At 71.6% G+C, this 25,192-nt stretch carries 17 protein-coding genes; 11 read left to right on the plus strand and 6 right to left on the minus strand.

Annotation, left to right across the window (positions count from 1 at the left end; genetic code table 11):
* Positions 1-155: 155 nt before the first annotated feature.
* From hpf to ACFC51_RS05465, 3 genes are all read left to right on the plus strand, one after another.
* On the plus strand, positions 156-845 hold the full coding sequence (gene hpf / locus ACFC51_RS05455) for a ribosome hibernation-promoting factor, HPF/YfiA family (RefSeq protein ID WP_376378578.1): 690 nt from the start codon (positions 156-158) through the stop codon (positions 843-845).
* Between the two features lie 194 nt (positions 846-1,039).
* Positions 1,040-1,792, plus strand: coding sequence for a response regulator (locus ACFC51_RS05460; protein ID WP_376378581.1), 753 nt, complete (start codon positions 1,040-1,042; stop codon positions 1,790-1,792).
* Between the two features lie 189 nt (positions 1,793-1,981).
* Positions 1,982-2,506, plus strand: coding sequence for a hypothetical protein (locus ACFC51_RS05465; RefSeq protein ID WP_376378584.1), 525 nt, complete (start codon positions 1,982-1,984; stop codon positions 2,504-2,506).
* Between the two features lie 34 nt (positions 2,507-2,540).
* On the opposite strand, the gene ACFC51_RS05470 is transcribed toward ACFC51_RS05465, so the two are convergent.
* On the minus strand, positions 2,541-3,716 hold the full coding sequence (locus tag ACFC51_RS05470) for a winged helix-turn-helix domain-containing protein (protein WP_376378587.1): 1,176 nt from the start codon (positions 3,714-3,716) through the stop codon (positions 2,541-2,543).
* Between the two features lie 10 nt (positions 3,717-3,726).
* Entirely contained in the window at positions 3,727-4,317 is a 591-nt protein-coding gene (locus ACFC51_RS05475; RefSeq protein WP_376378590.1) for a GNAT family N-acetyltransferase, read from the minus strand.
* 241 nt (positions 4,318-4,558) lie between these two features.
* Here ACFC51_RS05475 and secA point away from each other — a divergent pair, with 241 nt between their 5' ends.
* The gene (secA, locus tag ACFC51_RS05480; protein ID WP_376378593.1) at positions 4,559-7,372 is read left to right on the plus strand and encodes a preprotein translocase subunit SecA; all 2,814 of its coding nucleotides are present in this window, start codon (positions 4,559-4,561) and stop codon (positions 7,370-7,372) included.
* 232 nt (positions 7,373-7,604) lie between these two features.
* Here the strand turns inward: secA and ACFC51_RS05485 are convergent, their stop codons facing one another.
* Positions 7,605-8,021 (minus strand): Rv3235 family protein, encoded by a 417-nt coding sequence (locus ACFC51_RS05485; RefSeq protein ID WP_376378596.1) that lies wholly within the window; start codon positions 8,019-8,021, stop codon positions 7,605-7,607.
* Between the two features lie 279 nt (positions 8,022-8,300).
* On the opposite strand from ACFC51_RS05485, the gene ACFC51_RS05490 reads away from it, so the two are divergent.
* The 3 genes from ACFC51_RS05490 (at position 8,301) to ACFC51_RS05500 (ending at position 15,052) form a co-directional block, all read left to right on the plus strand.
* Entirely contained in the window at positions 8,301-8,807 is a 507-nt protein-coding gene (locus ACFC51_RS05490; protein WP_376527088.1) for a DUF6912 family protein, read from the plus strand.
* 71 nt (positions 8,808-8,878) lie between these two features.
* Positions 8,879-9,550: an HAD family hydrolase gene (locus ACFC51_RS05495; protein WP_376378602.1), complete on the plus strand. Its 672-nt coding sequence runs from the start codon at positions 8,879-8,881 to the stop codon at positions 9,548-9,550.
* A gap of 465 nt (positions 9,551-10,015) precedes the next feature.
* On the plus strand, positions 10,016-15,052 hold the full coding sequence (locus ACFC51_RS05500) for an NAD-glutamate dehydrogenase (RefSeq protein WP_376527090.1): 5,037 nt from the start codon (positions 10,016-10,018) through the stop codon (positions 15,050-15,052).
* Between the two features lie 110 nt (positions 15,053-15,162).
* Here the strand turns inward: ACFC51_RS05500 and ACFC51_RS05505 are convergent, their stop codons facing one another.
* Both ACFC51_RS05505 and ACFC51_RS05510 read right to left on the minus strand, forming a co-directional pair.
* A complete protein-coding gene (locus tag ACFC51_RS05505) occupies positions 15,163-15,972 on the minus strand; it encodes an ABC transporter ATP-binding protein (RefSeq protein ID WP_376375101.1) in 810 nt (269 codons plus the stop codon).
* Positions 15,965-16,906, minus strand: a complete 942-nt coding sequence (locus ACFC51_RS05510) for an ABC transporter permease (protein WP_376527092.1) — start codon at positions 16,904-16,906, stop codon at positions 15,965-15,967. The genes ACFC51_RS05505 and ACFC51_RS05510 overlap by 8 nt, the downstream gene beginning before the upstream one ends.
* A gap of 141 nt (positions 16,907-17,047) precedes the next feature.
* On the opposite strand from ACFC51_RS05510, the gene ACFC51_RS05515 reads away from it, so the two are divergent.
* Positions 17,048-17,653 carry a TetR/AcrR family transcriptional regulator gene (locus ACFC51_RS05515; protein ID WP_376375095.1) on the plus strand — a complete coding sequence of 202 codons (606 nt, stop codon included), beginning with the start codon at positions 17,048-17,050 and terminating at the stop codon, positions 17,651-17,653.
* Here ACFC51_RS05515 and ACFC51_RS05520 read toward each other — a convergent pair.
* Positions 17,643-21,032: a CDP-glycerol glycerophosphotransferase family protein gene (locus tag ACFC51_RS05520; RefSeq protein WP_376527094.1), complete on the minus strand. Its 3,390-nt coding sequence runs from the start codon at positions 21,030-21,032 to the stop codon at positions 17,643-17,645. The genes ACFC51_RS05515 and ACFC51_RS05520 overlap by 11 nt on opposite strands.
* A 100-nt stretch (positions 21,033-21,132) precedes the next feature.
* Here ACFC51_RS05520 and ACFC51_RS05525 point away from each other — a divergent pair, with 100 nt between their 5' ends.
* From ACFC51_RS05525 to ACFC51_RS05535, 3 genes are all read left to right on the plus strand, one after another.
* The gene (locus ACFC51_RS05525; RefSeq protein ID WP_376527096.1) at positions 21,133-23,274 is read left to right on the plus strand and encodes a CDP-glycerol glycerophosphotransferase family protein; all 2,142 of its coding nucleotides are present in this window, start codon (positions 21,133-21,135) and stop codon (positions 23,272-23,274) included.
* Positions 23,275-23,511: 237 nt separating this feature from the next.
* Positions 23,512-24,246, plus strand: coding sequence for a methyltransferase domain-containing protein (locus ACFC51_RS05530; protein WP_376375086.1), 735 nt, complete (start codon positions 23,512-23,514; stop codon positions 24,244-24,246).
* A gap of 11 nt (positions 24,247-24,257) precedes the next feature.
* A complete protein-coding gene (locus tag ACFC51_RS05535; RefSeq protein ID WP_376375083.1) occupies positions 24,258-25,142 on the plus strand; it encodes a TylF/MycF/NovP-related O-methyltransferase in 885 nt (294 codons plus the stop codon).
* Positions 25,143-25,192 lie beyond the last annotated feature (50 nt).

Consider the following 25,192-nt stretch of genomic DNA (forward strand, 5'->3'; position numbering starts at 1 on the left):
GCCAGAAGCATGGAAATCGGTGGGATGGAGACCCTGCCGACGGGGGAGGAGGAGGTGACAGCCACCGAGTCCGCGGCTCCGGCGATCACCGGGGCCTGGTGCAAAAGGGAGATGCTCCGCCGCCGAAGCGGAGCGATCCGGGAACGGAGTTCTGCGTGGACATCGTCGTCAAGGGCCGCAAGACCGAGGTGCCCGAGCGGTTCCGCAAGCACGTGGCCGAGAAGCTGAAGCTGGACAAGATCCAGAAGTTCGACGGCAAGGTGATCAGCCTCGACGTCGAGGTGTCCAAGGAGCCGAATCCCCGTCAGGCCGACCGTGCGGCAAGGGTGGAGATCACGCTCCGCTCGCGTGGGCCGGTCATCCGGGCGGAAGCGGCGGCAGGCGACCCGTACGCAGCGCTGGACCTGGCCACCGACAAGCTCGACACGCAGCTGCGCAAGGAGCACGACAAGCGCTACAGCAGGCGTGGCAGCGGCCGGCTGTCCGCGGCCGAGGTCGGAGAGGTCGTGCCGGACGCGGCCTCGTTCAACGGGGACGGCGAACTGATCCCCGACGAGCCGGCGCCCGCCGTGCCCACCACGAGGATCGGCTCGCTGGAGGTGCAGGGCGAAGGACCGCTCGTGATGCGCGAGAAGACGCACGTCGCAGCACCGATGACGCTCGACCAGGCGCTCTACGAGATGGAGCTGGTCGGTCACGACTTCTATCTGTTCGTCGACTCCGAGACCAAGGAGCCCAGTGTCGTCTACCGGCGGCACGCCTACGACTACGGTGTCATCCACCTGAGGACCGACCCGCTGGCCTCCGACGAGGCGGGCGGCGCGGGCGGTGCGCTCGGCGGCTGACACCACCGCTCACAGCCGATACGTGGTGCCCCCGGAAGCGTCTGCACGCGTCCGGGGGCACCACGTGCGACCACAGGGGGACCGCTCCGGCGGCCGGGCATGAAAGCATGGCGTCCCAGGCCAATCAGCGCTCTGTGCGCTGCCGTTGGCGGACCGCCTGTGACCGCAGGCAGTGGCCTTCAGGGGGAGGAACGATGGCGGACACCTTCGGACCCGTGCGCGGGACGAACGATGCCGGCAGCGCCGCCGGTGCGGATTCCGTCGCGGACGACGGTGATTCCCGCAAGGAGCCCATCAGGGTCCTCGTGGTGGACGACCACGCGCTCTTCCGCAGAGGTCTGGAGATCGTCCTCGCGCAGGAGGAGGACATCCAGGTCGTCGGCGAGGCGGGGGACGGGGCGGAGGCGGTCGACAAGGCCGCCGACCTGCTGCCCGACATCGTGCTGATGGACGTGCGGATGCCCAAGCGCGGCGGCATCGAGGCCTGCACCTCCATCAAGGAGGTGGCCCCCAGTGCGAAGATCATCATGCTGACGATCAGCGACGAGGAGGCGGACCTCTACGAGGCGATCAAGGCCGGCGCCACCGGCTACCTGCTCAAGGAGATCTCGACCGACGAGGTGGCCACCGCCATTCGCGCGGTCGCGGACGGACAGTCCCAGATCAGTCCGTCGATGGCCTCCAAACTGCTCACCGAGTTCAAGTCGATGATCCAGCGCACCGACGAGCGACGGCTCGTCCCCGCGCCGCGACTCACCGAGCGGGAGCTGGAAGTGCTCAAGCTCGTGGCCACGGGCATGAACAACCGTGATATCGCCAAGGAATTGTTCATCTCCGAGAACACGGTGAAGAACCACGTCCGCAATATCCTGGAGAAGCTCCAGCTGCACTCGCGGATGGAAGCCGTGGTCTATGCCATGCGGGAGAAGATCCTCGAGATCCGGTAGCGGACGGCGGACGCGGGCACCCTTCCGCAAGAACCGCAGAGCACCGCAGAGCACCGCGGAGAACCGCGGAGAAGTGTGGAGAACGGGAAGAGCCCGAAAGCACCCGGGGGGTCGGCGGTGGCGACCGAGATCAGCGGCGTGGAGCGTTCTCGTGCGGTGGCGCGGGCACGCTGGGGATCGGGCCTGGCGGTGGCTGTCCTTCTGCTGCCGTTCGGCGGCCGCGCCTTGGCCGGGGCGGGGGTGCTCCCCGAAGGCACGCCTCTCGTGCTCGGCCTCCTGTCCGTGATCGTCTTCGTCCTTCTGCCCGCGTTGTGCGAGGAACAGGCACCGTTCCGGCACACGTCGTCGCACCTGACCGCGCGCACCCTGACCGGAGAGCGGTCCGTCGATCTCGACCGGCTCACCGGCGTCCGGCTGGTGACGGCCTTCTCGTACGGCGGTGCGCACCGGATCCTGCTCGTGCGTGACGCCCATGGCGTGCGCCTGGGAGTGACGACGCCAAGGAGCCTCAAGAAGCTGCGCCGGGCGGTCGAGAAGGCGGAGGCGAACGCCGCGCGAGGCATCCCCGCGCCCCGGGTCAGCAGGGCGGCCCGGGTCCATCTGGGCCTCGCCCCGGGGCAGGGGCCGGCCGGGCACACGATCCTCGCCTTCTTTCTGCAGACGGTGTCCGTGACCCTGTACGTGATCGCCGTGCTCCGCCTGGGCGGGCAGTAGGCCCCTGCCAGGCCGGACCGGCGCGCGAGTCGCCTCAGGCGAGGGCGTGGGCGATCTCGGCCATGAGCGGCTCGCGCAGCTCGGGTGCGTCGACGCGCTCCAGCCGCACATCGGTGCAGCCGACCCAGGACGCCGCCTCCACCAGGGCCGCGGCCATCGGCGCAACCGCCTTCGCGCCGTCCAGCGACACCTGGCGGGCGACCAGGGTGGTCCCCTCCCTGCCCGGATCGACCCGCCCACGCAGCATGCCGCCCGCCAGCAGAGGCATCGCGAAGTAGCCGTGGATCCGCTTGGGCCGGGGCACATAGGCCTCCAGGCGATGGGTGAAACCGAAGATCCGCTCCGTGCGCGCCCGCTCCCAGATCAACGAGTCGAAGGGGGACAGCAGCGTCGTGCGGTGCCGTCCGCGCGGCTCCGAGGCCAGGGCCTCGGGGTCCGCCCATGCCTGCTTCGCCCAGCCCCGCACCGACACGGGAACGAGCCCCGAGTCCGCGACGACGGCGTCGAACTGCTCGGCCTTGAGCCGGTGGTAGTCGGCGATGTCCGCCCGGGTGCCGACTCCCAGCGACCTGCCCGCCAGGGCGACCAGCCGGCGCAGGCACTCCGCGTCGTCCAGGTCGTCGTGGAGCACGGCGTCCGGGATGGCGCGTTCGGCCAGGTCGTAGACCCGCTTCCAGCCGCGCCGCTCGGTGCACACCACCTCGCCGTACATCAGGGCACGCTCGACGGCGACCTTGGAGGCGGACCAGTCCCACCACTCGCCGCCGTTCTTCGCGCCGCCCAGCTCCGTCGCCGTCAGCGGGCCCTCGGCGCGCAGCTGCTTGATCACCGTCTCGTAGGTGCCGTCGGGCAGGTCGTGGTTCCAGTGCGGCCGGGAGCGGTAGGCGCGGCGCCGGAACGCGAAGTGCGGCCACTCCTCGACCGGCAGGATGCAGGCGGCGTGCGACCAGTACTCGAAGGAGCGGCCCCCCGACCAGTACGCCTCGTCGACCGTGCGGCGGCCGAGTGCGCCGAGGCGCGCGTACGGCACGAGCTCGTGGGATCTGGCCAGGACGGAGATGGTGTCGAGCTGGACCGCGCCGAGCCGGCGCAGCACTCCGTGGACCCCGGCCCGTCGGTCCGGGGCACCCAGGAGGCCCTGGGCGCGCAAGGCGATCCGGCGTGCCTGGTCGGCGGAGAGTTCCAGAACGGGCTGCGGCACAGACGTCATGCGCCGAACTCTAGAGCGCCCCACCGACATCGGAGGCCGGCCGATGGGGGTGGGTGCCGGGCAGGCCCAGATCGGCGGGGAGCAGCGCCCCGCTCCAGGTGTCACGCCGTATCCCCTTGTTGAAGAGCGCCGACCGCTGGTCGCCCTCCATGCGGAACCCGGCACGGAGGGCGACCGCCCGGGACGGTGTGTTGCCGATCTCCGCCCGCCACTCCAGGCGGTCCGCGGCGAGGCCGGTGAACGCCCAGCGGGCGGCCGCGAGCACGGCCTCCGTCGTGTAACCCGAGCCGCGGTGCTCGCGCGCCGTCCAGAAGCCGATCTCGTAGGTGCCGGGGAGGGCGCAGCGGTTGACGCCGAGTGCGCCGACGAGCGGCCCGCCGTCCCGCAGCAGCACCGCGAAGTTGTACATCGTGTCGTCCTGCCAGCCCGAGGGTGACAGCTTTCCGGTGAAGAGCTCCGCGTCGGCACGTGTGTACGGAGACGGCACAACTGTCCAGCGCTGGATCTCGGGATCCTGGCAGGCCGTGTACGCCGCATCCGTGTCCTCCGGCGCGAACGGCCGCATGAGCAGGCGTTCCGTGGTGAGGGTGGTGGGTTCCATGCGGGAATTCTGGTGATGCGGAGCCCTGGATGCGAGCACTTTTCGGTGCTTCCCGGCACCTTCCGTCCCTCCCGGGCGTTGTCCTGGAAGGGTGCGGCGGGGAGAACGCGGCAGCAGCCCTCCCGGCGTGGCGGGGTCCTCGCTTACGATGGCCGTTGCGGTGGGGCCCACCTGCCGTGCCCGCGCCAGAGTCCATCACACGACCCAGTGCCAGGCCCGACCGGCAAGGAGACCAGCCTCAGTGTCCGTCTTCAACAAGCTCATGCGTGCAGGCGAAGGCAAGATCCTGCGCAAACTGCACCGCATCGCGGACCAGGTCAGCTCCATCGAAGAGGACTTCGTCAACCTCTCCGACGCCGAGCTGCGGGCGCTCACCGACGAGTACAAGGAACGGTACGCGGACGGCGAGAGCCTGGACGACCTGCTTCCCGAAGCATTCGCGACCGTCCGTGAGGCCGCGAAGCGTGTCCTCGGACAGCGCCACTACGACGTCCAGATGATGGGCGGTGCCGCCCTGCACCTCGGCTACGTCGCCGAGATGAAGACCGGTGAGGGCAAGACCCTCGTCGGTACCCTGCCCGCGTATCTCAACGCGCTCTCCGGCAAGGGCGTGCACCTGATCACGGTCAACGACTACCTGGCCGAGCGCGACTCCGAGATGATGGGCCGGGTGCACAAGTTCCTCGGCCTCGAGGTCGGCTGCATCATCGCCAACATGACTCCGGCCCAGCGCCGTGAGCAGTACGCCTGCGACATCACGTACGGCACGAACAACGAGTTCGGCTTCGACTACCTCCGCGACAACATGGCGTGGTCCCAGGACGAGCTCGTCCAGCGCGGCCACAACTTCGCCATCGTCGACGAGGTCGACTCGATCCTCGTCGACGAGGCCCGTACCCCGCTGATCATCTCCGGGCCGGCGGACCAGGCCACCAAGTGGTACGGCGACTTCGCCAAGCTGGTCACGCGTCTCACCAGGGGTGAGGCGGGCAACCCGCTGAAGGGCATCGAGGAGACCGGCGACTACGAGGTCGACGAGAAGAAGCGGACCGTGGCCATCCACGAGCCCGGTGTCGCCAAGGTCGAGGACTGGCTGGGGATCGACAACCTCTACGAGTCGGTGAACACCCCGCTCGTCGGGTACCTCAACAACGCGATCAAGGCCAAGGAACTCTTCAAGAAGGACAAGGACTACGTCGTCATCGACGGCGAAGTCATGATCGTCGACGAGCACACCGGCCGTATCCTCGCCGGCCGCCGTTACAACGAGGGCATGCACCAGGCCATCGAGGCGAAGGAAGGGGTGGACATCAAGGACGAGAACCAGACGCTCGCCACGATCACCCTGCAGAACTTCTTCCGCCTGTACGGCAAGCTCTCCGGCATGACCGGTACGGCGATGACCGAGGCCGCGGAGTTCCACCAGATCTACAAGCTCGGCGTCGTGCCGATCCCGACGAACCGGCCGATGGTCCGCGCCGACCAGTCGGACCTGATCTACCGCACGGAGGTCGCGAAGTTCGCCGCCGTCGTCGACGACATCGCCGAGAAGCACGAGAAGGGGCAGCCGATCCTGGTCGGCACGACCTCCGTCGAGAAGTCCGAGTACCTCTCGCAGCAGCTCTCGAAGCGCGGTGTCCAGCACGAGGTCCTCAACGCCAAGCAGCACGACCGTGAGGCGACGATCGTCGCCCAGGCCGGGCGCAAGGGCGCGGTCACGGTCGCCACGAACATGGCCGGCCGAGGCACGGACATCAAGCTCGGCGGCAACCCCGACGACCTCGCGGAGGCGGAGCTGCGCCAGCGCGGTCTCGACCCCGTGGAGCACGTCGAGCAGTGGGCGGCCGCCCTGCCCGCCGCGCTGGAGAAGGCCGAGCAGGCCGTGAAGGCGGAGTTCGAAGAGGTCAAGGAGCTCGGCGGGCTGTACGTGCTGGGCACCGAGCGGCACGAGTCGCGGCGCATCGACAACCAGCTGCGCGGCCGTTCCGGCCGTCAGGGCGACCCGGGCGAGTCCCGGTTCTACCTGTCGCTGGGTGACGACCTGATGCGCCTGTTCAAGGCCCAGATGGTCGAGCGCGTCATGTCGATGGCGAACGTCCCCGACGACGTCCCCATCGAGAACAAGATGGTGACCCGGGCGATCGCGTCCGCGCAGTCGCAGGTGGAGCAGCAGAACTTCGAGACGCGTAAGAACGTCCTGAAGTACGACGAGGTGCTCAACCGGCAGCGCGAGGTCATCTACGGCGAGCGCCGCCGCGTCCTGGAGGGCGAGGACCTCCAGGACCAGATCCGCCACTTCATGGACGACACGATCGACGACTACATCCGCCAGGAGACGGCGGAGGGCTTCGCCGAGGAGTGGGACCTCGACCGGCTGTGGGGCGCGTTCAAGCAGCTCTACCCGGTGAAGGTCACGGTCGAGGAGCTCGAGGAGGCCGCGGGCGACCTGGCCGGGGTGACCGCGGACTTCATCGCCGAGTCGGTGAAGGACGACATCCACGAGCAGTACGCGGAGCGCGAGAAGACGCTCGGCTCGGACATCATGCGCGAGCTGGAGCGGCGCGTGGTGCTGTCCGTCCTGGACCGCAAGTGGCGTGAGCACCTCTACGAGATGGACTACCTCCAGGAGGGCATCGGCCTGCGGGCCATGGCGCAGAAGGACCCGCTGGTCGAGTACCAGCGCGAGGGCTTCGACATGTTCAACGCCATGATGGAGGGCATCAAGGAGGAGTCCGTCGGCTACCTGTTCAACCTGGAGGTCCAGGTCGAGCAGCAGGTCGAGGAGGTTCCGGTGCAGGAGGGCACCTCCCTCGACAAGCAGGACGCGCCGGTGGCCGCCGGGGCGGCCCGCCCCGAGATCCGCGCCAAGGGCCTGGACGCGCCGCAGCGTCCGGACCGGCTCCACTTCTCCGCTCCCACGGTGGACGGGGAGGGCGGCGTCGTCGAGGGCGACTTCTCGAACGACGACGGTGCCCGGTCCGAGGGCGACGGCATGACGCGTGCGGAGCGCCGTAAGGCGCAGAAGAGCACGGGTGGCCGCCGCCGCAAGAAGTAGCGCGCGCAGCAGAGGACAGACCGGCCTGGCCCGGACACCGCTCGGTGTCCGGGCCAGGCCGTTTTCCCGGGCCTCTCCGCGCCCGGGGCGGCCCGGTGGACACCGAGGGGCGGGGAGGGCGCCCGAGGGCTGCCAACGCCTCTGTGCGGCTTCGGCGGGTATGCCCTCGATCGCCACGCTCGCACCGGCGGCCGGCGCGGCCCCGCCCCTGCCGGCGGCCGGTGCGGTTCCGCTACCGGACCGCGGGGAGGCGTTCGCCGCCCAGATCGATCGCGGCGCACCGCCACCGGAGGTCGGCGCCCTGTTCCAGGCGGAAGGCCATGGCGCGGACCTGCTCGCCCGTGGCGATGCTGGCGAAGGCCTCGACCACGCCCGTGGCGGGGCGGCTGCCGTGGCAGGTGCGTACGACCGGACGCCTGGAGCCCGCGCCGAGCGGGGCGTCCGGGGCGAGTTCGGCGAGCTGGTCGTAGGCCTCGCCGATCGTGTGGCCGAGCATCCAGTGCACCGGGCGCTGGCCGCTGAGCACCGCGAGCAGGCGTTCGGCGAACCACTGGTGCGGGCGCAGCGGCCTCCGGGGCCGTTGCGTCGGTACGGTCCCCGGCCTGGTGCGGTCGCGTCGTCCGGCCGGCCTCGTCCTGTCCGTGCTCATGCTCGTAGCCCCCGTGGCTGCTGTCCGGAGCCCGGTGAGTACCGGGCGGTAACTTCTGCTGGGGATCTTCTACGGGGCCGGTCACCGGCCCCGCAACCGGCGGGAGGGCCGACCGGGGCGGCGGGCGGGATCACCTATCCGGGTGGCGGGCCCGGTGCCGCAAGGCGGGGGCGGGGGTGACGGCCGTCGCGCGGTGGACGGACCGGGCCGGACGAGCGACCCCGAAGGGGGACGTCGCACGTATCCTGAGGGCGTCATCGACTACGAAAGCGGTCAGCCATGCGTGTGTACGTCCCTCTGACCCTCTCCGGTCTCGCCGCGGCGCACGCGGCGGGCGAGGTCGGACCGGGGCCGCTCACCGCCTACGCCGTGACGCCCGGCCTGCGTGAGTGGTACGTCTCCGACGACATCGAGGAACTGGAGTACGCGGCGCTCAACCGGGCGGCCTCCGCGTCGCTGCGGCTGATCGCGGGCAGGCCGGACGAGACCCGGCGCCGGGTCGTCGTCGCTCTCGACGTGCCGGACGGGGCGGCTGTCGCCGATCCGGACCAGATCCTGGACGCGTCCTCCCTCGGTGAGGTGCGGATCGCGGATGCGGTGGCGCTTTCGAAGGCCGCGGCCGTGCACGTGGACGCCGACGACGCCGAGAAGGACGTCACCGCGGCGGCCGCCGCGCTGGGGGCAGCGGACGCCGGTGACGACGACGCCCTGTTCACCGTGGACGGCGCGGAGGACCACGAGCTCCTCTGGTTCGGGATCCAGGAGATCCCCGGGCTGATCGGCTGAGTCCCGTGCCCGGGTGACCGCCCGCGGCGACCGCCCGGGTGACTGTCGTACCGGGCGGGTATTTTTTCTCCATGGCGACATCGGGGAAGCACCGCACACATCTGGTCTGGGACTGGAACGGCACACTGCTCGACGACATCACCGCGGTCCTCGGCGCGACGAACGCCGCGTTCGCGGAGGTCGACCTGGCACCGCTCACCCTGGAGCAGTACCGCGAGACGTACTGCGTGCCGATACCCACGTTCTACGAGCGGCTCATGGGCAGGCTCCCCACCCCCGCCGAGTGGGAGCGGATGGACGGCCTCTTCCACCGCCACTACACCGAGCAGCGGGCGGCCTGCGGTCTGACCGAGGGCGCCGAGGAGCTGCTGGTCCGGTGGAGCACCGGGGGCCGCAGCCAGTCGCTGCTGAGCATGTACGGTCACGAGCACCTGGTCCCGGTGGTGCGAGGCTTCGGCATCGAGCGCCACTTCGTCCGGGTCGACGGCCGTACCGGCCCCTCCGGCGGCAGCAAGGCGCAGCACATGGCGCGCCACTTCGAGGTGCTCGGAGGCATCGCCCCCGAGTCCGCCGTGGTCATCGGTGACGCGGTGGACGACGCCGTGGCGGCCGCCCACGTGGGGGCGCGCGCCGTGCTCTACACCGGTGGTTCGCACAGCCGCAGCAGCTTGGAGACGGCGGGTGTGCCCGTGGTCGACACCCTGGCCGAAGCCGTCGCGCTGGCCGAACTGATGGCTGACTGAGCCCCGCACCGGGCGGCACCGCACCGGCCGGCAGAGCCCCGCACCGGGCTACGGCGCACCGTTCGGCCGGGCCCGCACCGGGCGGTCCGCGAGCGCGCCTGCCCGGGTGTGTGTCCTTACGTGCGGGAACGATCCTGTGCGATGTCCAGAGTGTCAAAGTTCGAGGCCTTCTTTTGTACATATGCGGCTCATGACGGTTGTGGGTGCAGGGGGGATAGCCTGGTGCGGTGATCAGCGCGATACGCCTCGGGGGCAGCGAAGCCCCCGGCCTGCGCCCGGAGTGCCACAGCACCCGGGCGATGCGTGATCTCCGCATCCCGGGCCGTCTGCCGAAAATGGCCGATATGGCCCCGGGTATCTCCCCAGGCGGCATAGCGTCGAACCAGACCGGAAACCCCGCGTCGTGGCGGTACGTCGCCTTTTACACCTACGTCACGCAACGGCGCGCGACAGGAGCCAGAGGACATGCAGACCAAGCTGGACGAAGCCAAGGCCGAGCTGCTCGCACGGGCGGCCCGGGTAGCTGACAACAGTCCGGGCGGTGGTGTCGGCGGCCCGGGTGGCGGCCTCCGGGTGCACCTCGCCGAAGGCACCGGCACCGGCGCGGAGGACGGCACCGAGGCCGGCCGGGACGGGCGGCCGGGCCATGACATGCTCCTCGCCTATCTCCAGCGCTACTACCTGCACACCGCTCCGGAGGACGTGAAGGACCGCGACCCGGTCGACGTCTTCGGGACCGCCTCCTCCCACTACCGGCTGGCCGAGAACCGCCCGCAGGGCACCGCGAACGTCCGGGTGCACACCCCGACCGTCGAGGAGAACGGCTGGACCAGCAGCCACTCCGTCGTCGAGGTCGTCACCGACGACATGCCCTTCCTCGTCGACTCGGTCACCAACGAGCTGTCCCGGCAGGGCCGCGGCATCCACCTCGTGATCCACCCGCAGGTCATCGTCCGCCGTGACGTCGCCGGCAAGCTGATCGAGGTCTTCGGCGACGACCCGGCCAGGGGCAGCGGCGCGAAGCGTGGCGACGGCGGCAAGGAGGCCCGGGCCGAGCTTCCGCACGACGCGCTCGTCGAGTCCTGGATCCACGTCGAGATCGACCGGGAGACCGACCGCGCGGACCTGAAGCAGATCACCGCCGATCTGCTCCGCGTCCTGTCCGACGTACGGGAGACCGTCGAGGACTGGGACAAGATGCACGACGCCGCCCTGCGGATCGCCGAGGAACTCGGCGAGGAGCCGCTCGACGAGCTGGGCGACGAGGAGGTCGAGGAGGCCCGGGAGCTGCTGCGCTGGCTCGCGGCCGACCACTTCACCTTCCTCGGGTACCGGGAGTACGAGCTCCGCGACTCCGACGCCCTCACGGCCGTCCCCGGCACCGGCCTCGGCATCCTGCGCTCCGACCCCAAGCACAGCGAGGACGAGGCGCACCCGGTCAGCCCGTCCTTCGACCGGCTGCCCGCCGACGTCCGGGCCAAGGCGCGTGAGCACCGCCTGCTCGTCCTGACGAAGGCCAACAGCCGGGCGACGGTGCACCGCCCCAGCTACCTGGACTACGTCGGGGTGAAGAAGTTCGACGCCGAGGGCAACGTCGTCGGTGAGCGCCGCTTCCTCGGCCTGTTCTCCTCCGCCGCGTACACCGAGTCGGTGCGCCGGGTTCCCGTGGTGCGCCGCAAGGTCGCCGAGGTGCTGGAGGGCGCGGGCTTCACGCCCAACAGCCACGACGGCCGCGACCTGCTCCAGATCCTGGAGACGTACCCGCGTGACGAGCTCTTCCAGACGCCCGTCGACCAGCTGCGCTCCATCGTCACCTCCGTGCTGTACCTCCAGGAGCGCCGCCGGCTCCGGCTCTACCTGCGACAGGACGAGTACGGGCGCTACTACTCCGCCCTCGTCTACCTGCCGCGTGACCGCTACACCACCGGTGTGCGGCTCCGCCTGATCGACATCCTCAAGGAGGAACTGGGCGGCACCAGCGTCGACTTCACGGCCTGGAACACGGAGTCGATCCTCTCCCGTCTGCACTTCGTCGTACGGGTCCCGCCGGGCACCGAGCTGTCGCACCTCACCGACGCGGACGCCGACCGCATCGAGGCGCGCCTCGTCGAGGCCGCCCGCTCCTGGGCCGACGGCTTCCAGGAGGCGCTGAACGCCGAGTGCGGTGAGGAGCGCGCCGCCGAGCTGCTGCGCCGTTACGGCCAGTCCTTCCCGGAGGGCTACAAGGCCGACCACTCGCCGCGCGCGGCCGTGGCCGACCTGGTCCACCTCGAAGCGCTCAAGAGCGAGCGCAAGGACTTCGCGCTCAGCCTGTACGAGCCGGTCGGTGCCGCTCCCGACGAGCGGCGCTTCAAGATCTACCGGACGGGCGAGCAGGTCTCGCTCTCCGCGGTGCTCCCCGCGCTGCAACGGCTCGGGGTCGAGGTCGTCGACGAACGCCCGTACGAGCTGCGCTGCGCGGACCGCACACACGCCTGGATCTACGACTTCGGGCTGCGCCTGCCGAAGAAGGCTTCGGGCAACGGCGACCACCTCGCCGACGACGCCCGGGACCGCTTCCAGCAGGCGTTCGCCGCCATCTGGACCGGCGAGGCGGAGAACGACGGCTTCAATTCCCTGGTCCTGGGCGCCGGGCTCGACTGGCGTCAGGCCATGGTGCTGCGCGCCTACGCGAAGTACCTGCGCCAGGCGGGTTCGACCTTCAGCCAGGACTACATGGAGGACACCCTCCGCAACAACGTCCACACCACCCGCCTCCTGGTCTCCCTCTTCGAGGCGCGGATGTCCCCGACCCGCCAGAAGGCCGGCACGGAGCTGACGGACGGGCTGCTGGAGGAGCTGGACGGGGCCCTCGACCAGGTCGCCTCGCTCGACGAGGACCGGATCCTGCGGTCCTTCCTCACGGTCATCAAGGCCACGCTGCGGACCAACTACTTCCAGCTGGCCGACGACCACGAGCCGCACAACTACGTCTCGATGAAGTTCGACCCGCAGGCCATCCCGGACCTGCCGGCGCCGCGCCCGGCGTACGAGATCTGGGTCTACTCGCCGCGCGTCGAGGGCGTCCACCTGCGCTTCGGCAAGGTCGCCCGCGGCGGGCTCCGCTGGTCGGACCGCCGGGAGGACTTCCGTACGGAGATCCTCGGCCTGGTCAAGGCGCAGATGGTCAAGAACACCGTGATCGTGCCCGTGGGTGCGAAGGGCGGGTTCGTCGCCAAGCAGCTGCCGGACCCGGCCGTGGACCGTGACGCCTGGCTCGCCGAGGGCATCGCCTGCTACAAGATCTTCATCTCGGCCCTGCTCGACATCACCGACAACATGGTGACCGGTGAGGTCGTGCACCCCGCGGAGGTCGTGCGGCACGACGAGGACGACACCTACCTCGTCGTCGCTGCCGACAAGGGGACCGCGAGCTTCTCCGACATCGCCAACGACGTCGCCGTCGCGTACGGCTTCTGGCTCGGCGACGCCTTCGCCTCCGGAGGCTCCGCCGGTTACGACCACAAGGGCATGGGCATCACCGCCCGCGGCGCCTGGGAGTCCGTGAAGCGGCACTTCCGCGAGCTGGGCCACGACACCCAGACCGAGGACTTCACCGTCGTCGGCGTCGGCGACATGTCCGGTGACGTGTTCGGCAACGGGATGCTGCTCTCCGAGCACATCCGGCTGGTCGCGGCCTTCGACCACCGGCACATCTTCATCGACCCGGACCCGGACGCCGCCACCTCGTACGCCGAGCGGCGCCGGCTCTTCGACCTGCCGCGCAGCTCCTGGGCGGACTACGACAAGGAGCTGCTGTCCGCGGGCGGTGGCATCCACCCGCGGTCCGCCAAGTCGATCCCGGTCAACGCGCAGATCCGCGCGGCGCTCGGCATCGACTCCAAGGTCACGAAGATGACGCCCGCCGAGCTGATGCAGAACATCCTCAAGGCCTCCGTCGACCTGGTGTGGAACGGCGGCATCGGCACGTACATCAAGTCGGAGTCCGAGTCGAACGCCGACGTCGGCGACAAGGCGAACGACGCGATCCGGGTCAACGGCGGCGAGCTGCGGGCACGGGTCGTCGGCGAGGGCGGCAACCTCGGGGCCACCCAGCTCGGCCGGATCGAGTTCGCCCGCGCCGGCGGCCGGATCAACACCGACGCGATCGACAACAGCGCCGGTGTGGACACCTCCGACCACGAGGTGAACATCAAGATCCTGCTCAACGGTCTCGTCCGCGAAGGCGACATGACCGTGAAGCAGCGCAACAAGGTGCTCGCGGAGATGACCGACGAAGTCGGACAGCTCGTGCTGCGCAACAACTACGCGCAGAACACCGCGCTCGCCAACGCCTGCGCCCAGGCGCCGTCGCTCCTCCACGCCCACCAGCGCTTCATGCGCCGGCTCGGTCGTGACGGGCACCTGGACCGCGCGCTGGAGTTCCTGCCGAACGACCGCCAGATCCGGGAGCTGCTGAACCACGGCAAGGGCCTCAGCCAGCCGGAACTGGCCGTGCTCCTCGCCTACACCAAGATCACGGCGGCCGACGAGCTGATCTCGACCAGCCTGCCGGACGACGCGCATCTGCAGGGGCTGGTGCACGCCTACTTCCCGAAGCAGCTGAGCGAGAAGTTCCCCGAAGCGGTCGACGGGCACGCGCTGCGCCGCGAGATCATCACGACGGTGCTGGTCAACGACACGGTGAACACCGGCGGTTCGACGTTCCTGCACCGGCTGCGGGAGGAGACCGGGGCTTCGCTCGAGGAGATCGTGCGGGCCCAGTTCGCCGCCCGTGAGATCTTCGGCCTCTCCGCCGTCTGGGACGCCGTGGAGGCGCTCGACAACACAGTGGCCGCCGACGTGCAGACCCGGATCCGGCTGCACTCGCGGCGGCTGGTCGAGCGCGGATCGCGCTGGCTCCTCGGCAACCGGCCCCAGCCGGTGGAGATCGCGGAGACCATCGGGTTCTTCCGCGAGGGTGTCGAGCGCGTCTGGAACGAGCTGCCGAAGCTGCTCAAGGGTGCCGACATCGAGTGGTACCGGTCGATCCTCGACGAGCTCACCTCGGTGGGCGTGCCCGAGGAGCTGGCGGTGCGGGTGGCCGGCTTCTCCTCCGCCTTCCCGGCGCTGGACATCGTGGCGATCGCGGACCGGACGGACAAGGACCCGCTGGCCGTCGCCGAGGTGTACTACGACCTCGCCGACCGGCTGGGCATCACGCAGCTGATGGACCGGATCATCGAGCTGCCGCGGGCCGACCGCTGGCAGTCCATGGCCCGCGCCTCCATCCGCGAGGACCTCTACGCCGCGCACGCCGCGCTCACGGCGGACGTCCTCGCCGTCGGCAACGGCGCGTCGTCGCCGGAGCAGCGGTTCACGGCCTGGGAGGAGAAGAACGCCGCGATCCTGGCGCGTTCGCGGGCCACCCTGGAGGAGATCCGGGGGTCGGAGTCCTTCGACCTGGCGAACCTGTCGGTGGCGATGAGGACGATGCGGACGCTGCTGCGTACGCACGCGTGATCCGGAGCGGCCGGCCGGGCCGCTGACGAAGCCGTCCGCCGGACGGGCCCTCTGCGGCCCGTCCGGCGGACGGCTTCACGGCTTCACGGCAGACGGACGCCGCCCCGCCGTCACTTCTTGGGCTTCGCGGCCTTCCCCGCCTTCGCGGGCCCGGTGAACTCCTCGTAGGCGGCCACGACGTCCTCGGCCGGGCCGTCCATCCGCAGGGTGCCCGCCTCGAGCCAGATCGCCCGGTCGCAGGTCTCGGTGATCGACCTGTTGCTGTGGCTGACCAGGAAGACCGTGCCGGCCTCCTCGCGGAGCTCCTTGATGCGGTCCTTGCTGCGCCGCTGGAACTTCGCGTCGCCGGTGGAGAGCGCCTCGTCGATCAGCAGCACGTCATGGCTCTTGGCGGCCGCGATCGAGAAGCGCAGCCGGGCGCCCATGCCCGAGGAGTAGGTGCGCATCGGCAGAGTGATGAAGTCGCCCTTCTCGTTGATGCCGGAGAAGTCGACGATGTCCTGGTAGCGCTCGCGGATCTGCTCACGGGTCATACCCATGGCCAGCCCGCCGAGCACGACGTTGCGCTCCCCGGTCAGGTCGCTCATCAGGGCGGCGTTCACCCCGAGCAACGAGGGCTGGCCCTGGGTGTGGACGCGGCCCTGCGACGGGGGGAGCAGTCCCGCGATGGCCTTGAGGAGCGTCGACTTGCCGGATCCGTTGGAGCCGATCAGGCCGATGGCCTCGCCCTTGTACGCGGCGAAGCTGACGCCCTTCACCGCGTGCACCTGGCGGGCGCCCCGCGGCTGCCCGCGCGAGACGATCCGGTTCAGCGCCGAGGTGGCGCTGCCCTTCCCGGTGCGGGCGCCGTTGACCGTGTAGGTGATGTGGACGTCGTCGACGACGACGGTGGGCACACGGGTGTCGGGGGTGTCAGCCACGTCCGTACCTCTCCTCGGCCTTCCAGAAGTAGACGAAGCCGCCGATGCCGCAGACCAGGGCCCATGCCGTGGCGATGGCCCAGACGTGCGGGGGCAGCTGTGTGCCGCTGAAGCTGTCGATCAGGGCGTAGCGCATCAGGTCGATGTAGACGGCCGCCGGGTTGCACTCCAGGGCCAGCAGCACGAGGCGCGGTACCCGGTCGGCGGTGAGCAGGGTGTCGAGGCTCCACATGACGCCGGACGCGTACATCCAGGTGCGCAGGATGAACGGCGTCAGCTGCGCGATGTCGGGGGTCTTCGCGGCCAGCCGGGCCATCACCATCGAGATGCCCGTGTTGAACAGGGCCTGGAGGGTGAGTGCGGGGATCGCCAGCAGCCACGACGGCTGCGGGTACTGGCCGAACACGAGCAGGATCAGGAACAGCGCGCCCAGCGAGAAGAGGAGCTGCTGGAGCTGCTGGATGGCCAGGGCGATCGGCAGGGACGCGCGGGGGAAGTGGAGGGCCCTGACGATTCCGGTGTTGCCGCTGATGGCCCGGGTGCCGGCCGTGATCGAGCTGGCGGTGAAGGTCCAGATGAAGACCCCGGTGACGAGGAACGGCACGTAGTCGGGGACTCCGTGCTTGGTGTTCATCAGGACGCCGAAGATGAAGTAGTAGACCGTCGCGTTGAGCAGCGGGGTCATGATCTGCCAGATCTGGCCGAGCTTCGCCTGGCTGTACTGGGCGGTCAGCTTGGCCGTGGCGAAGGCGGTGATGAAGTGCCTGCGTCCCCACAGCTGCCGGACGTACGCACCGAGCCCCGGCCGGGCCCCGCTGACGGTCAGCCCGTGCCGGGCGGCGAGCGCGGCCAGCTCGCCGGGCGCGTACACGGGGAGGTGGGTGGGGGAAGCGGTGTCCACCGGTGCCGGCGGGGCTGCTGTCTGGCTCACCACGGTCGCTTTCGACGAGGGGCGGGGGGTACACGGCGAACGGCTCCCACGGATGGGACGGCACCGTATCGTCGCAACGCTGACAGTAGGACGTTTGTGCGTCGCAACGCAACCGTTTCGTCGTTACGGACTATCATTCGGGCCATGACCACCGAACGGCGAACCGGGCGCCGCACCCCGGCAGGTGCCGCGGTGCTGCGGGAGGACGTGACCGACGCGATCCGCGGTGCCGTCTTCGAGGAGCTGGCCGCCGTGGGGTTCGCGCGGATGTCGATCGAGGGCATCGCCCGGCGCGCCGGAGTGGGCAAGACCGCGGTCTACCGACGTTGGAAGTCCAAGCTGCATCTCGTCCTGGACCTGGTCGCCGCTGTGGCCGCGCAGGGGATGCCGGCGCCCGCGACCGGTTCGCTCCACGGAGACGTGCGCGCCGTGCTGGAGCTGGCCGCGTACGCCCTGCGTCACCCGGTGGCCTCCCAGGTGATCCCGGACCTGCTGGTCGAGGCGGCCCGCAACCCGGAGATCTCCGACGCCATCAAGGCCGCGCTGCTCGACCCGCAGAAGGGCGTGGCCGCCGTCGTGGTCCGGGCCGCCGTGGCACGCGGCGAGCTGCCCGAGGGCAGTGATCCCGACCGGGCGCTCGACCTCATCGTCGGACCGCTGTACTGGCGCCTCGTCGTGGTCCGCGGTGATCTGCCCAAGGGACATCTGGACGACCTCGCGGCGTCGGCGGTACGGGCGCTCAAGGGCTGACGGGGCGCAGGGAGCCGGAGTCCCCGCGGAGCAGCCGGTCCACGACGCGACGGGCCGCGCCGCCGTCGGCGGGGCCGCAGTGGTCCTGCCGGAAGCTCTCGTACGCGTCGGCGTGCAGGTCCGCCGAGGCCGGTGTGGACCGCAGCGCCTGGGCGACCTCCTGGGTGGTGACGAGCAGCGGCCCGGGGGCCCGGGTCTCGAAGTCCAGGCAGAACCCCCGCACGGTGTCCCTGTAGTGCTCCAGGTCGTAGGTGTGGAAGAGCATCGGGCGGCCGGTGTGCGCGAAACCGAACACCAGCCCCGAGTAGTCGGTGACCAGCACGTCCGCGATCAGCAGGAGCTCGGTGGTGTCCGGGTGCGCGGAGACGTCGAGCAGGGCCGGGTCCGCGGGTACGCCGCCCGTGACCCGTGGGTGCCGGCGGACCAGCACGGTGGTGCGGCCGTCCAGCGACCGGGCCAGTGCGGACAGGTCGAGCGCCGGGTCCCAGCGGTACAGCGGGGCGGACCCGGTGGCCGGGGGGTGTGCGAGATGGTCGCGGTACGTCGGCGCGTACAGCACCACGCGATGGCCGTCCGGGATGCCCAGCGTGCGGCGCACCCGCTCCGCGGCCTTGTCACGGCCCGGTGAGCAGAGCAGGTCGTCGGCCGGGGACCCCGCCTCCAGGACCTCGCCGCCGTAGGCCAGGGCACGGCGGAGATGCGGGGTGGCGAAGGCGCTGGGGGAGACCAGCACCGACCACTGGGCGGAGCGGTGGGCCAGCGTGGCGAGGTCCTGGTGGTCGGCGTACAGACTGCCGGTGAGGTCCAGGCCGAACCGGCCGAGCGGCGCACCGTGCCAGGTCTGCACGACCGTCTGGTCCGGCCGGCGTTCGAACCACGCGGGCAGCTGGCCGGCCGCGACGATCCGGCGGGACCGCGCCAGCGCCTCGTACCAGGCGGTGCTGTGGGCCACGACGGGGACGGCGGTGGCCGGGACACGGCCGGCGTCACCGGCGGAGCCGTCGGTCACCCAGAGGTGCTCGGCATCGGCGCTCCGGCGCACGAGCTCGGCGTGCACGGCGCGCGGGGAGCCCTCCCCGGTGTAGAGCACGGCGTCCCGCAGCGGCAGCCGGCGCTGCGCCGGGTAGTGCGCCGCCCGCAGCCGGCCCTGGCGGTACGCGCTCCGCTCCGCCTCGCCCAGCGGAGGCGCACCGTGCACGGTCAGCCGGTCACCGTGACGGCGGTCGAGGTGGAAGCGCGCTCCGGCGGCGCCCATCGGCAGGGCGGCCGCGAGCGCCGCCCCCGCCCGCACGGTCCTGCCGTCCAGCAGGACCTCCCAGTCCCCTTCCTCCGGAGGCGCCGCGAGGACGGCCGTGAAGCGGCCCCCCTCCCGGCGCTCCGCGGGGACGGCCACCGTCGCGCCGAGGACGCCGTGCCGCAGGACGAGCGGCCCGGCCCCGGTCCCCTCGATGCGCAGCCCGCCGTCAGGAGCGGGTCCGGCGCGGTCGACGTACGGTTCGCCGGCCACCTCCACCACCAGATTCCCCGCCGCGTCCGCGTAGGCGGGCGGGGCGAGGCCCGGGGCCGCGGCGAGCGGGACGCGGACACCGTCGGTCAGGAGGAAGGCCCGCCACCGGCCGTCGCTCCCCGGGCCGGGGGCTCCGGCCGTGCCGGACACCGGGGCGGGCTCCGCGGCGAGGGCCGCGAGCGGGATCCGTGCGCTGAACCCGTCCCCGTCACCGCACCTCACCGGGCACGTGTGCGGGGCCGCCCCCTCGCGGGTCAGGACGAGCGCCGTGGGCCGGGCGCCCCCGTGCAGCCGTCCCGTCAGCTCCAGGGCGCCCGGCCGGCCGTCGTGGGCGCAGGCCACCGCGGGCGGCCGGGTCACGGTCAGTTCCAGCCGGCCGTCCCGGTAGGCGAGCACCGCGCGGCGGCCCCCGCCCAGGTCGTGGACGGCCGGCTGCGCCGCGGCGGCTCCCACGGCGCGCAGCGCGGCCCGCCGTACGACACCGTGGCCGGCCACCACCACGCCGACCAGCCAGGTGCCCGCACCCAGCCGCTCCGGGTCGAGGGTCATCTCGAAGCCCGCGTAGTCGTAACGGTGCAGCTCCTGGCCGGAGTCGGCGGTGGCACGGTCGGTGCGGACCGTACGCACCGGGACGGCCCGCAGCCGCCTGCCGCCCGCCTCCCGCACGAGGGCCGCCTTCAGCGAGTGCCGGGCGGTCTCGGCCGGGAGGTTGCGGATGTACGCGTACCCGCGCAGCCGCAGCCGGTCGTCCGTGCCCCACGAGGACTCCACCAGGCGGGCCACGGCGGGCAGGTCGCCCCGGCCGAGGCGCGTGGGGACACCGTCACCGCCCAGGAGCCCGGGGTGCGTGGCGCGCCGTCGTCCCGGGGGGCCCGCCACGCTGAACGTGCCGGTCCCGTTGGCCCGTTCGAACTGCAGGACCGCCAGCAGCTCCTCGGTCCTGCGCTCCCGCACCAGCCGCCAGCGGATGCGTGCCTCGGCCGGGAGCCCGGCCAGGGCCGCGTCGCCCGCCCGGTCGAGGAAGGCGCCCGCGTCCTCCACGAACGCCGATCGGTAGGCCGGGCCGCCCATCGGCAGCGCCTCGAGGAAGTAGACGAAGTCGTCGCGCAGGCACGAGATGTCGTAGCGCAGCCGCTGTGCGGCGTCACGGGCCCCCAGGAACGCGCTGACCTGCTCACAGGCCGCGATGCGGTCGCGCACACCCCGGATGTCCGTGCGGCGCCGGGTGATCGACCCCTCCCGCACCCTCCAGAGGTAGACGTGCTCGTGCAGCACGTCCACCGACCCGGCGAGGTGGTGCGCCGGGATCATCACCGGGGTGTCCTCGTAGAGCCTGCCCACCGGGAAGGTGAAGGCGTGCCGGTCCCAGAAGGAGCGCCGGAACACCTTGTTCCACGCGACGCGGTCCGCCAGCAGCCGGGCATCGCGGGTGATGTGCGTGCGGAGGCGGTCGGAGGTGAGCCAGCGGTACTGCCAGGCCTGCTGCCTCCCCTGCGCGGTGAGCCGCCACACGTTGCCCGTCGCCAGGTCCGATCCGGTCGACTCCAGGGATGCCACCATCCGTTCGTACGCGTCGGGGACGACGATGTCGTCGCTGTCCGCGAACGCGAGGTACGGGACGCCGGCCGTGGTGCGGGCGACCCCTGTGTTGCGGGCGGCGCTCAGGCCCGCGTTGGGCTGGTGGACACAGCGGAAGCGGTCGTCGCGGGCGGCGAAGTCCTCGGCGATGCGGCGGCTGCCGTCCGTCGAACCGTCGTCGACGAGCACGAACTCGATGTCCCTCAGGGTCTGTCCGGCCAGCGAGGCGAGGCACTCCTCCAGGTAGTCCTCGACGTTGTGCACCGGGACGACGACGCTGAGGAGTGGCTTCATGCACGGCTCAACCCGGGGGAGCGCCCCGAGTCACGCGGCTGACCCGAACGGGTGAAGATCGCTGGGGGCGTCCGCAGGGTCCCCGTTAGGCTCGGCTGCCATGCTCCTCAGTGTCGTCGTGCCCGCCCACCGCGTTCAGGGGTACCTGAGGGCCGCCCTGGAGTCCGTGACCGGACAGGCGCGAGACGAGGACGGGCCGGAGATCGAGCTGATCGCCGTCGCGGCGCCCGGCGGCGGACCCGACCTCGCCATCGCCCGGGAGGCCGCCGGGCGGGACCCCCGGGTGCGCGTGCTGGTCCCGGACCGCCCCCGCGACACCGAGCCCTCCGGCACCGGTACCGGCGCCCGATGCTCCGACGGACCGCGGGACGCCGACGGCTCTCTGGACGCCGACGGCTTGCGGGACACCGGCTCCCGGGACACGGGCTCCCGGGGAACGGCGTCCTGGGACGCCGGCGCCGCCCGCGACGCGGGTGCGGCGGCGGCCCGGGGGGCCTATCTGCTCTTCCTCGACGGGAACGACCTGCTCCTCCCCGGAGCCGTGGCGGAGATCGCGGCACGGCTGGCGCGCGACCGTCCCGACGTGCTGCGCCTCGGGCACGACACCGTCGACTGGTGGGGGGCGGTGCGGCCGGGCGGCGAACTCCCGGCCGCCCGCAACCAGCTCTTCCGGCGCGCCTTCTGGGAGGCGCACGGACTCCGCTTCACCGAGGGCCCGTACGGCGACGTCCTCCCCGTCCACCGCGCCGCCCTCCTCGCCTCGGACGCCGGCACCCTCGCCTCGCTCGACCGGATCTGCGTACGCCACCGCCTGCGCCGCACCGGCACGTCCGCGACCACGCCGGGCCGCGCGCACTTCGCGGTCGTCGTCGCCTACGAGCGCCTGGCCGCCGAGACCGGCGGCGATCCGCGGATCACGGCCGCGCGCACCGCCCATCTGACCGCCGTGCTCGACGACCCGGGACGGATCGCCCCCCAGGACCGTGCCGCCTTCCACCGGGCGGCAGGGCTCCCCGGCCGCTACGCGGCACACCGCGCCAGGGAAGCGGTCCGCGCCGGGCGCACCCGGGCGCGGGCGGCCGCGCGCGCGGGCAGGAAGTCGCTGCGCGCCCGCGTGATGGCGGCCCTCTACCGCGTCGATCTGCGCCGCCCGCTGGACCCCCGCCTCGCCGTCTACGGGGCGTACTGGAACAGGGGTGTCGCCTGCAATCCGGCCGCCGTCTACGCCAAGGCGCGTGAACTGGTGCCGCACATCCGGGGCGTCTGGGTCGTCTCCTCCCGTCACCGCGACCGGATGCCGCCCGGCGTGCCGTACGTCGTCGAGGGCTCCCGCGCCTACTGGCGGACCATGGCCACCGCCACGTACCTGGTCAACAACTCCAGCTTTCCCGGGGGCTTCACCAAGCGGCCCGGGCAGACCTACCTCCAGACCCATCACGGGACCCCGCTCAAGACGATGGGCCTGGACCAGCTCCCGTACCCCGCCCTCACCAACGGCGTCAGCTTCGAACGGATCGTCGCCCACACCGACCAGTGGGACTTCAGCCTCTCCGCCAACCCGCACAGCACCGAGACCTGGGACCGGGTCTACCCCTCCTCGTACGAGCAGCTGCCCTACGGCTACCCGCGCAACGACGTGCTCTGCACGGCGACTCCGGAGCTGTCCGGCAGGATCCGGGCGGACCTCGGCATCGCGCCGGGATCGACGGTGCTGCTGTACGCGCCGACCCACCGCGACTACCGCAAGGGCTTCGTGCCCCGGCTCGACCCGGAACGGCTCACGCGTGAGCTCGGCCCCGGCTGGGTGCTGCTGGTGCGCGCCCACTACTTCTACGGGCGCTCGGCCGGGACGGCCCCGGGGGCACAGGTCCTCGACGTCACCGGCCATCCGAGCGTCGAGGAACTCTGCCTGGCCGCCGACGCGTTGATCACGGACTACTCGTCCCTGATGTTCGACTACGCCTGCCTGGACCGGCCGGTCATCACCTACGCGCCCGACTGGGACGCCTACCGTGCCGCCCGCGGCACCTACATCGACCTGCTGTCGGGCCGTCCCGGCGACACCCCCGGGGCCGTCGCCACCACCGAGGACGAGCTGCGCGAGGTGCTGCGCGGCGGGGCCTGGAGGTCGCCGGAGGCCGACGCGCTGCGCGCCGCGTTCCGCAGCCGCTTCTGCCCCTACGACGACGGGCGCGCCGCGGAACGCGTCGTGCGCCGGGTCTTCCCGGTGCCCCCGGGCTGAACGCCGGTGACGCCCGGGGGCACCGGGAAGACCCGCCGGGATCCGGGCGCGCGGACCCACCAGGGGGTCGGGCCGCGGACCCACCAGGGGATTCGGGGCGCGCGGACCCACCGGTGGCGCCCGGGCGCGCGCCCCGGCACCCGGTCCGTGCGCCGGGTCACCCGTACGTGGCGATCCCTCCGCATCCCGCCGTCGTTGTGCTCAACAGCGCGCGCACGGCAACGTTGGGAGAAGCTCATGCACCGGTCCGCCTACGAGCAGATGCGGCTCTGCGTCGAGGAGTACCTGCCCAAGGACCGCAGACACCGCGTCGTGGACCTCGGGGCGCGGATCTCCGGCAGGCAGACCCGCACCCACCGCGGCCTGCTGTCCGGCCACGACATCGACTACGTCGGGGTCGACGTCCAGGACGGCCCCAACGTCGACGCGGTGATGTCCCGGCCCTACCGGATCCCCGCGAAGTCGCGCAGCGCGGACGTGGTGCTGTCCGGCCAGGCCTTCGAGCACATCCCCTTCTTCTGGGTGTCGATGATGGAGATCGCCCGGGTGCTCAGGCCGGGCGGCCACGCCTTCATCACCGCACCCTCGCGCGGCCACGCCCACGACGCGCAGGACTGCTGGCGCTACTACCCCGACGGGTTCCGGGCGATGGCGGCCCACTCGCGCCTCGAACTCCGAGAGGCCTACACGGACTTCCCGCCCGTCCGGGGCATCTGGCACGACTACTCCTCCATCGACGCCAAGGCCGCCTACTGGGGCGACTCGGTGGGCGTCTTCCGCAAGCCGCAGCCCCACCGGCGGCCGGTCACCCGGCTGAAGAACACCCTCGCCGACCTGGCGGTGCGGGAGACGGCGGTGTGGTGGGCGAACCGGGCCGGCGGGGTGGACCGGGTGCCGCTGCCGCGCCCGCTGGACGGCAGGGAGCGGTGCGGGCGGCCGGAGAGCCGTACGCAGCCATCAACTACAGGTTGACGAAAGATGACATGAGCCGCAAAACGCGCGTACTGTCCCGGCCCATGGCTTGGCGCAACGCCGTCAACGGCGTCCTTCAGCAACTCACCGGATACCAGCTCAGGCGCGCGACCCTGCCCGCTCCCCGCTCCGCACCCGGCGAGCCGCCGGCGGCGCGGAAGCAGGCGGACGAGCCGGTTCCGAAGCCCGCGGCGTCCAAGCCCGCGGCCAGGAAGGCGCCGCAGTTCCCCGCGGACTACGACGACGAGGCGAAGGACATCATCCGTGCGGTCAAGCCGTACACGATGACCTCCCCGGAGCGGCTCAACGCCTTCGTCCTCGCGACCCGGCACGTCGTCAAGCACGGCATCCCCGGGGACATCGTCGAGTGCGGTGTCTGGCGGGGCGGTTCCATGCAGGCGTGCGCCAGGACGCTGCTCTCGCTCGGCGAGACGGACCGCGACCTCCACCTCTTCGACACGTACGAGGGCATGACCCCGCCCACGGCCGAGGACCTGCGGAGGGACGGCAGGCCGGCGCAGGAGCTGCTGGAGGCCCAGGGCAAGGACCGGCCCATCTGGGCCGTGGCCTCCCTGGAGGACGTGCAGGCCGGGTTCGAGCAGGTCCCGTACCCGAAGGACCGCGTCCACTACGTGCAGGGCAAGGTCGAGGACACCGTCCCGGAGCGGGCACCGGAGCAGATCTCCATCCTCCGGCTGGACACGGACTGGTACGCGTCCACCAAGCACGAGCTGGCGCACCTGTACGGCCGGCTCGTGAGCGGCGGGGTGCTGCTGATCGACGACTACGGCTACTGGCAGGGTTCACGCCAGGCCGTGGACGAATTCCTGGAGGAGACCGGCGAGCAGCTCCTGCTGCTGCGCATGGACGAGGGCCGTATCGCCGTCAAACCCTGAGCGCACCGGGCCCGTTCGGACCCCGGGCGCCCAGGCGCCGTCGCGAGCCC

The organism is Streptomyces sp. NPDC055962, from assembly GCF_042270185.1.
In the GTDB taxonomy this organism is placed as follows: Bacteria; Actinomycetota; Actinomycetes; order Streptomycetales; family Streptomycetaceae; genus Streptomyces.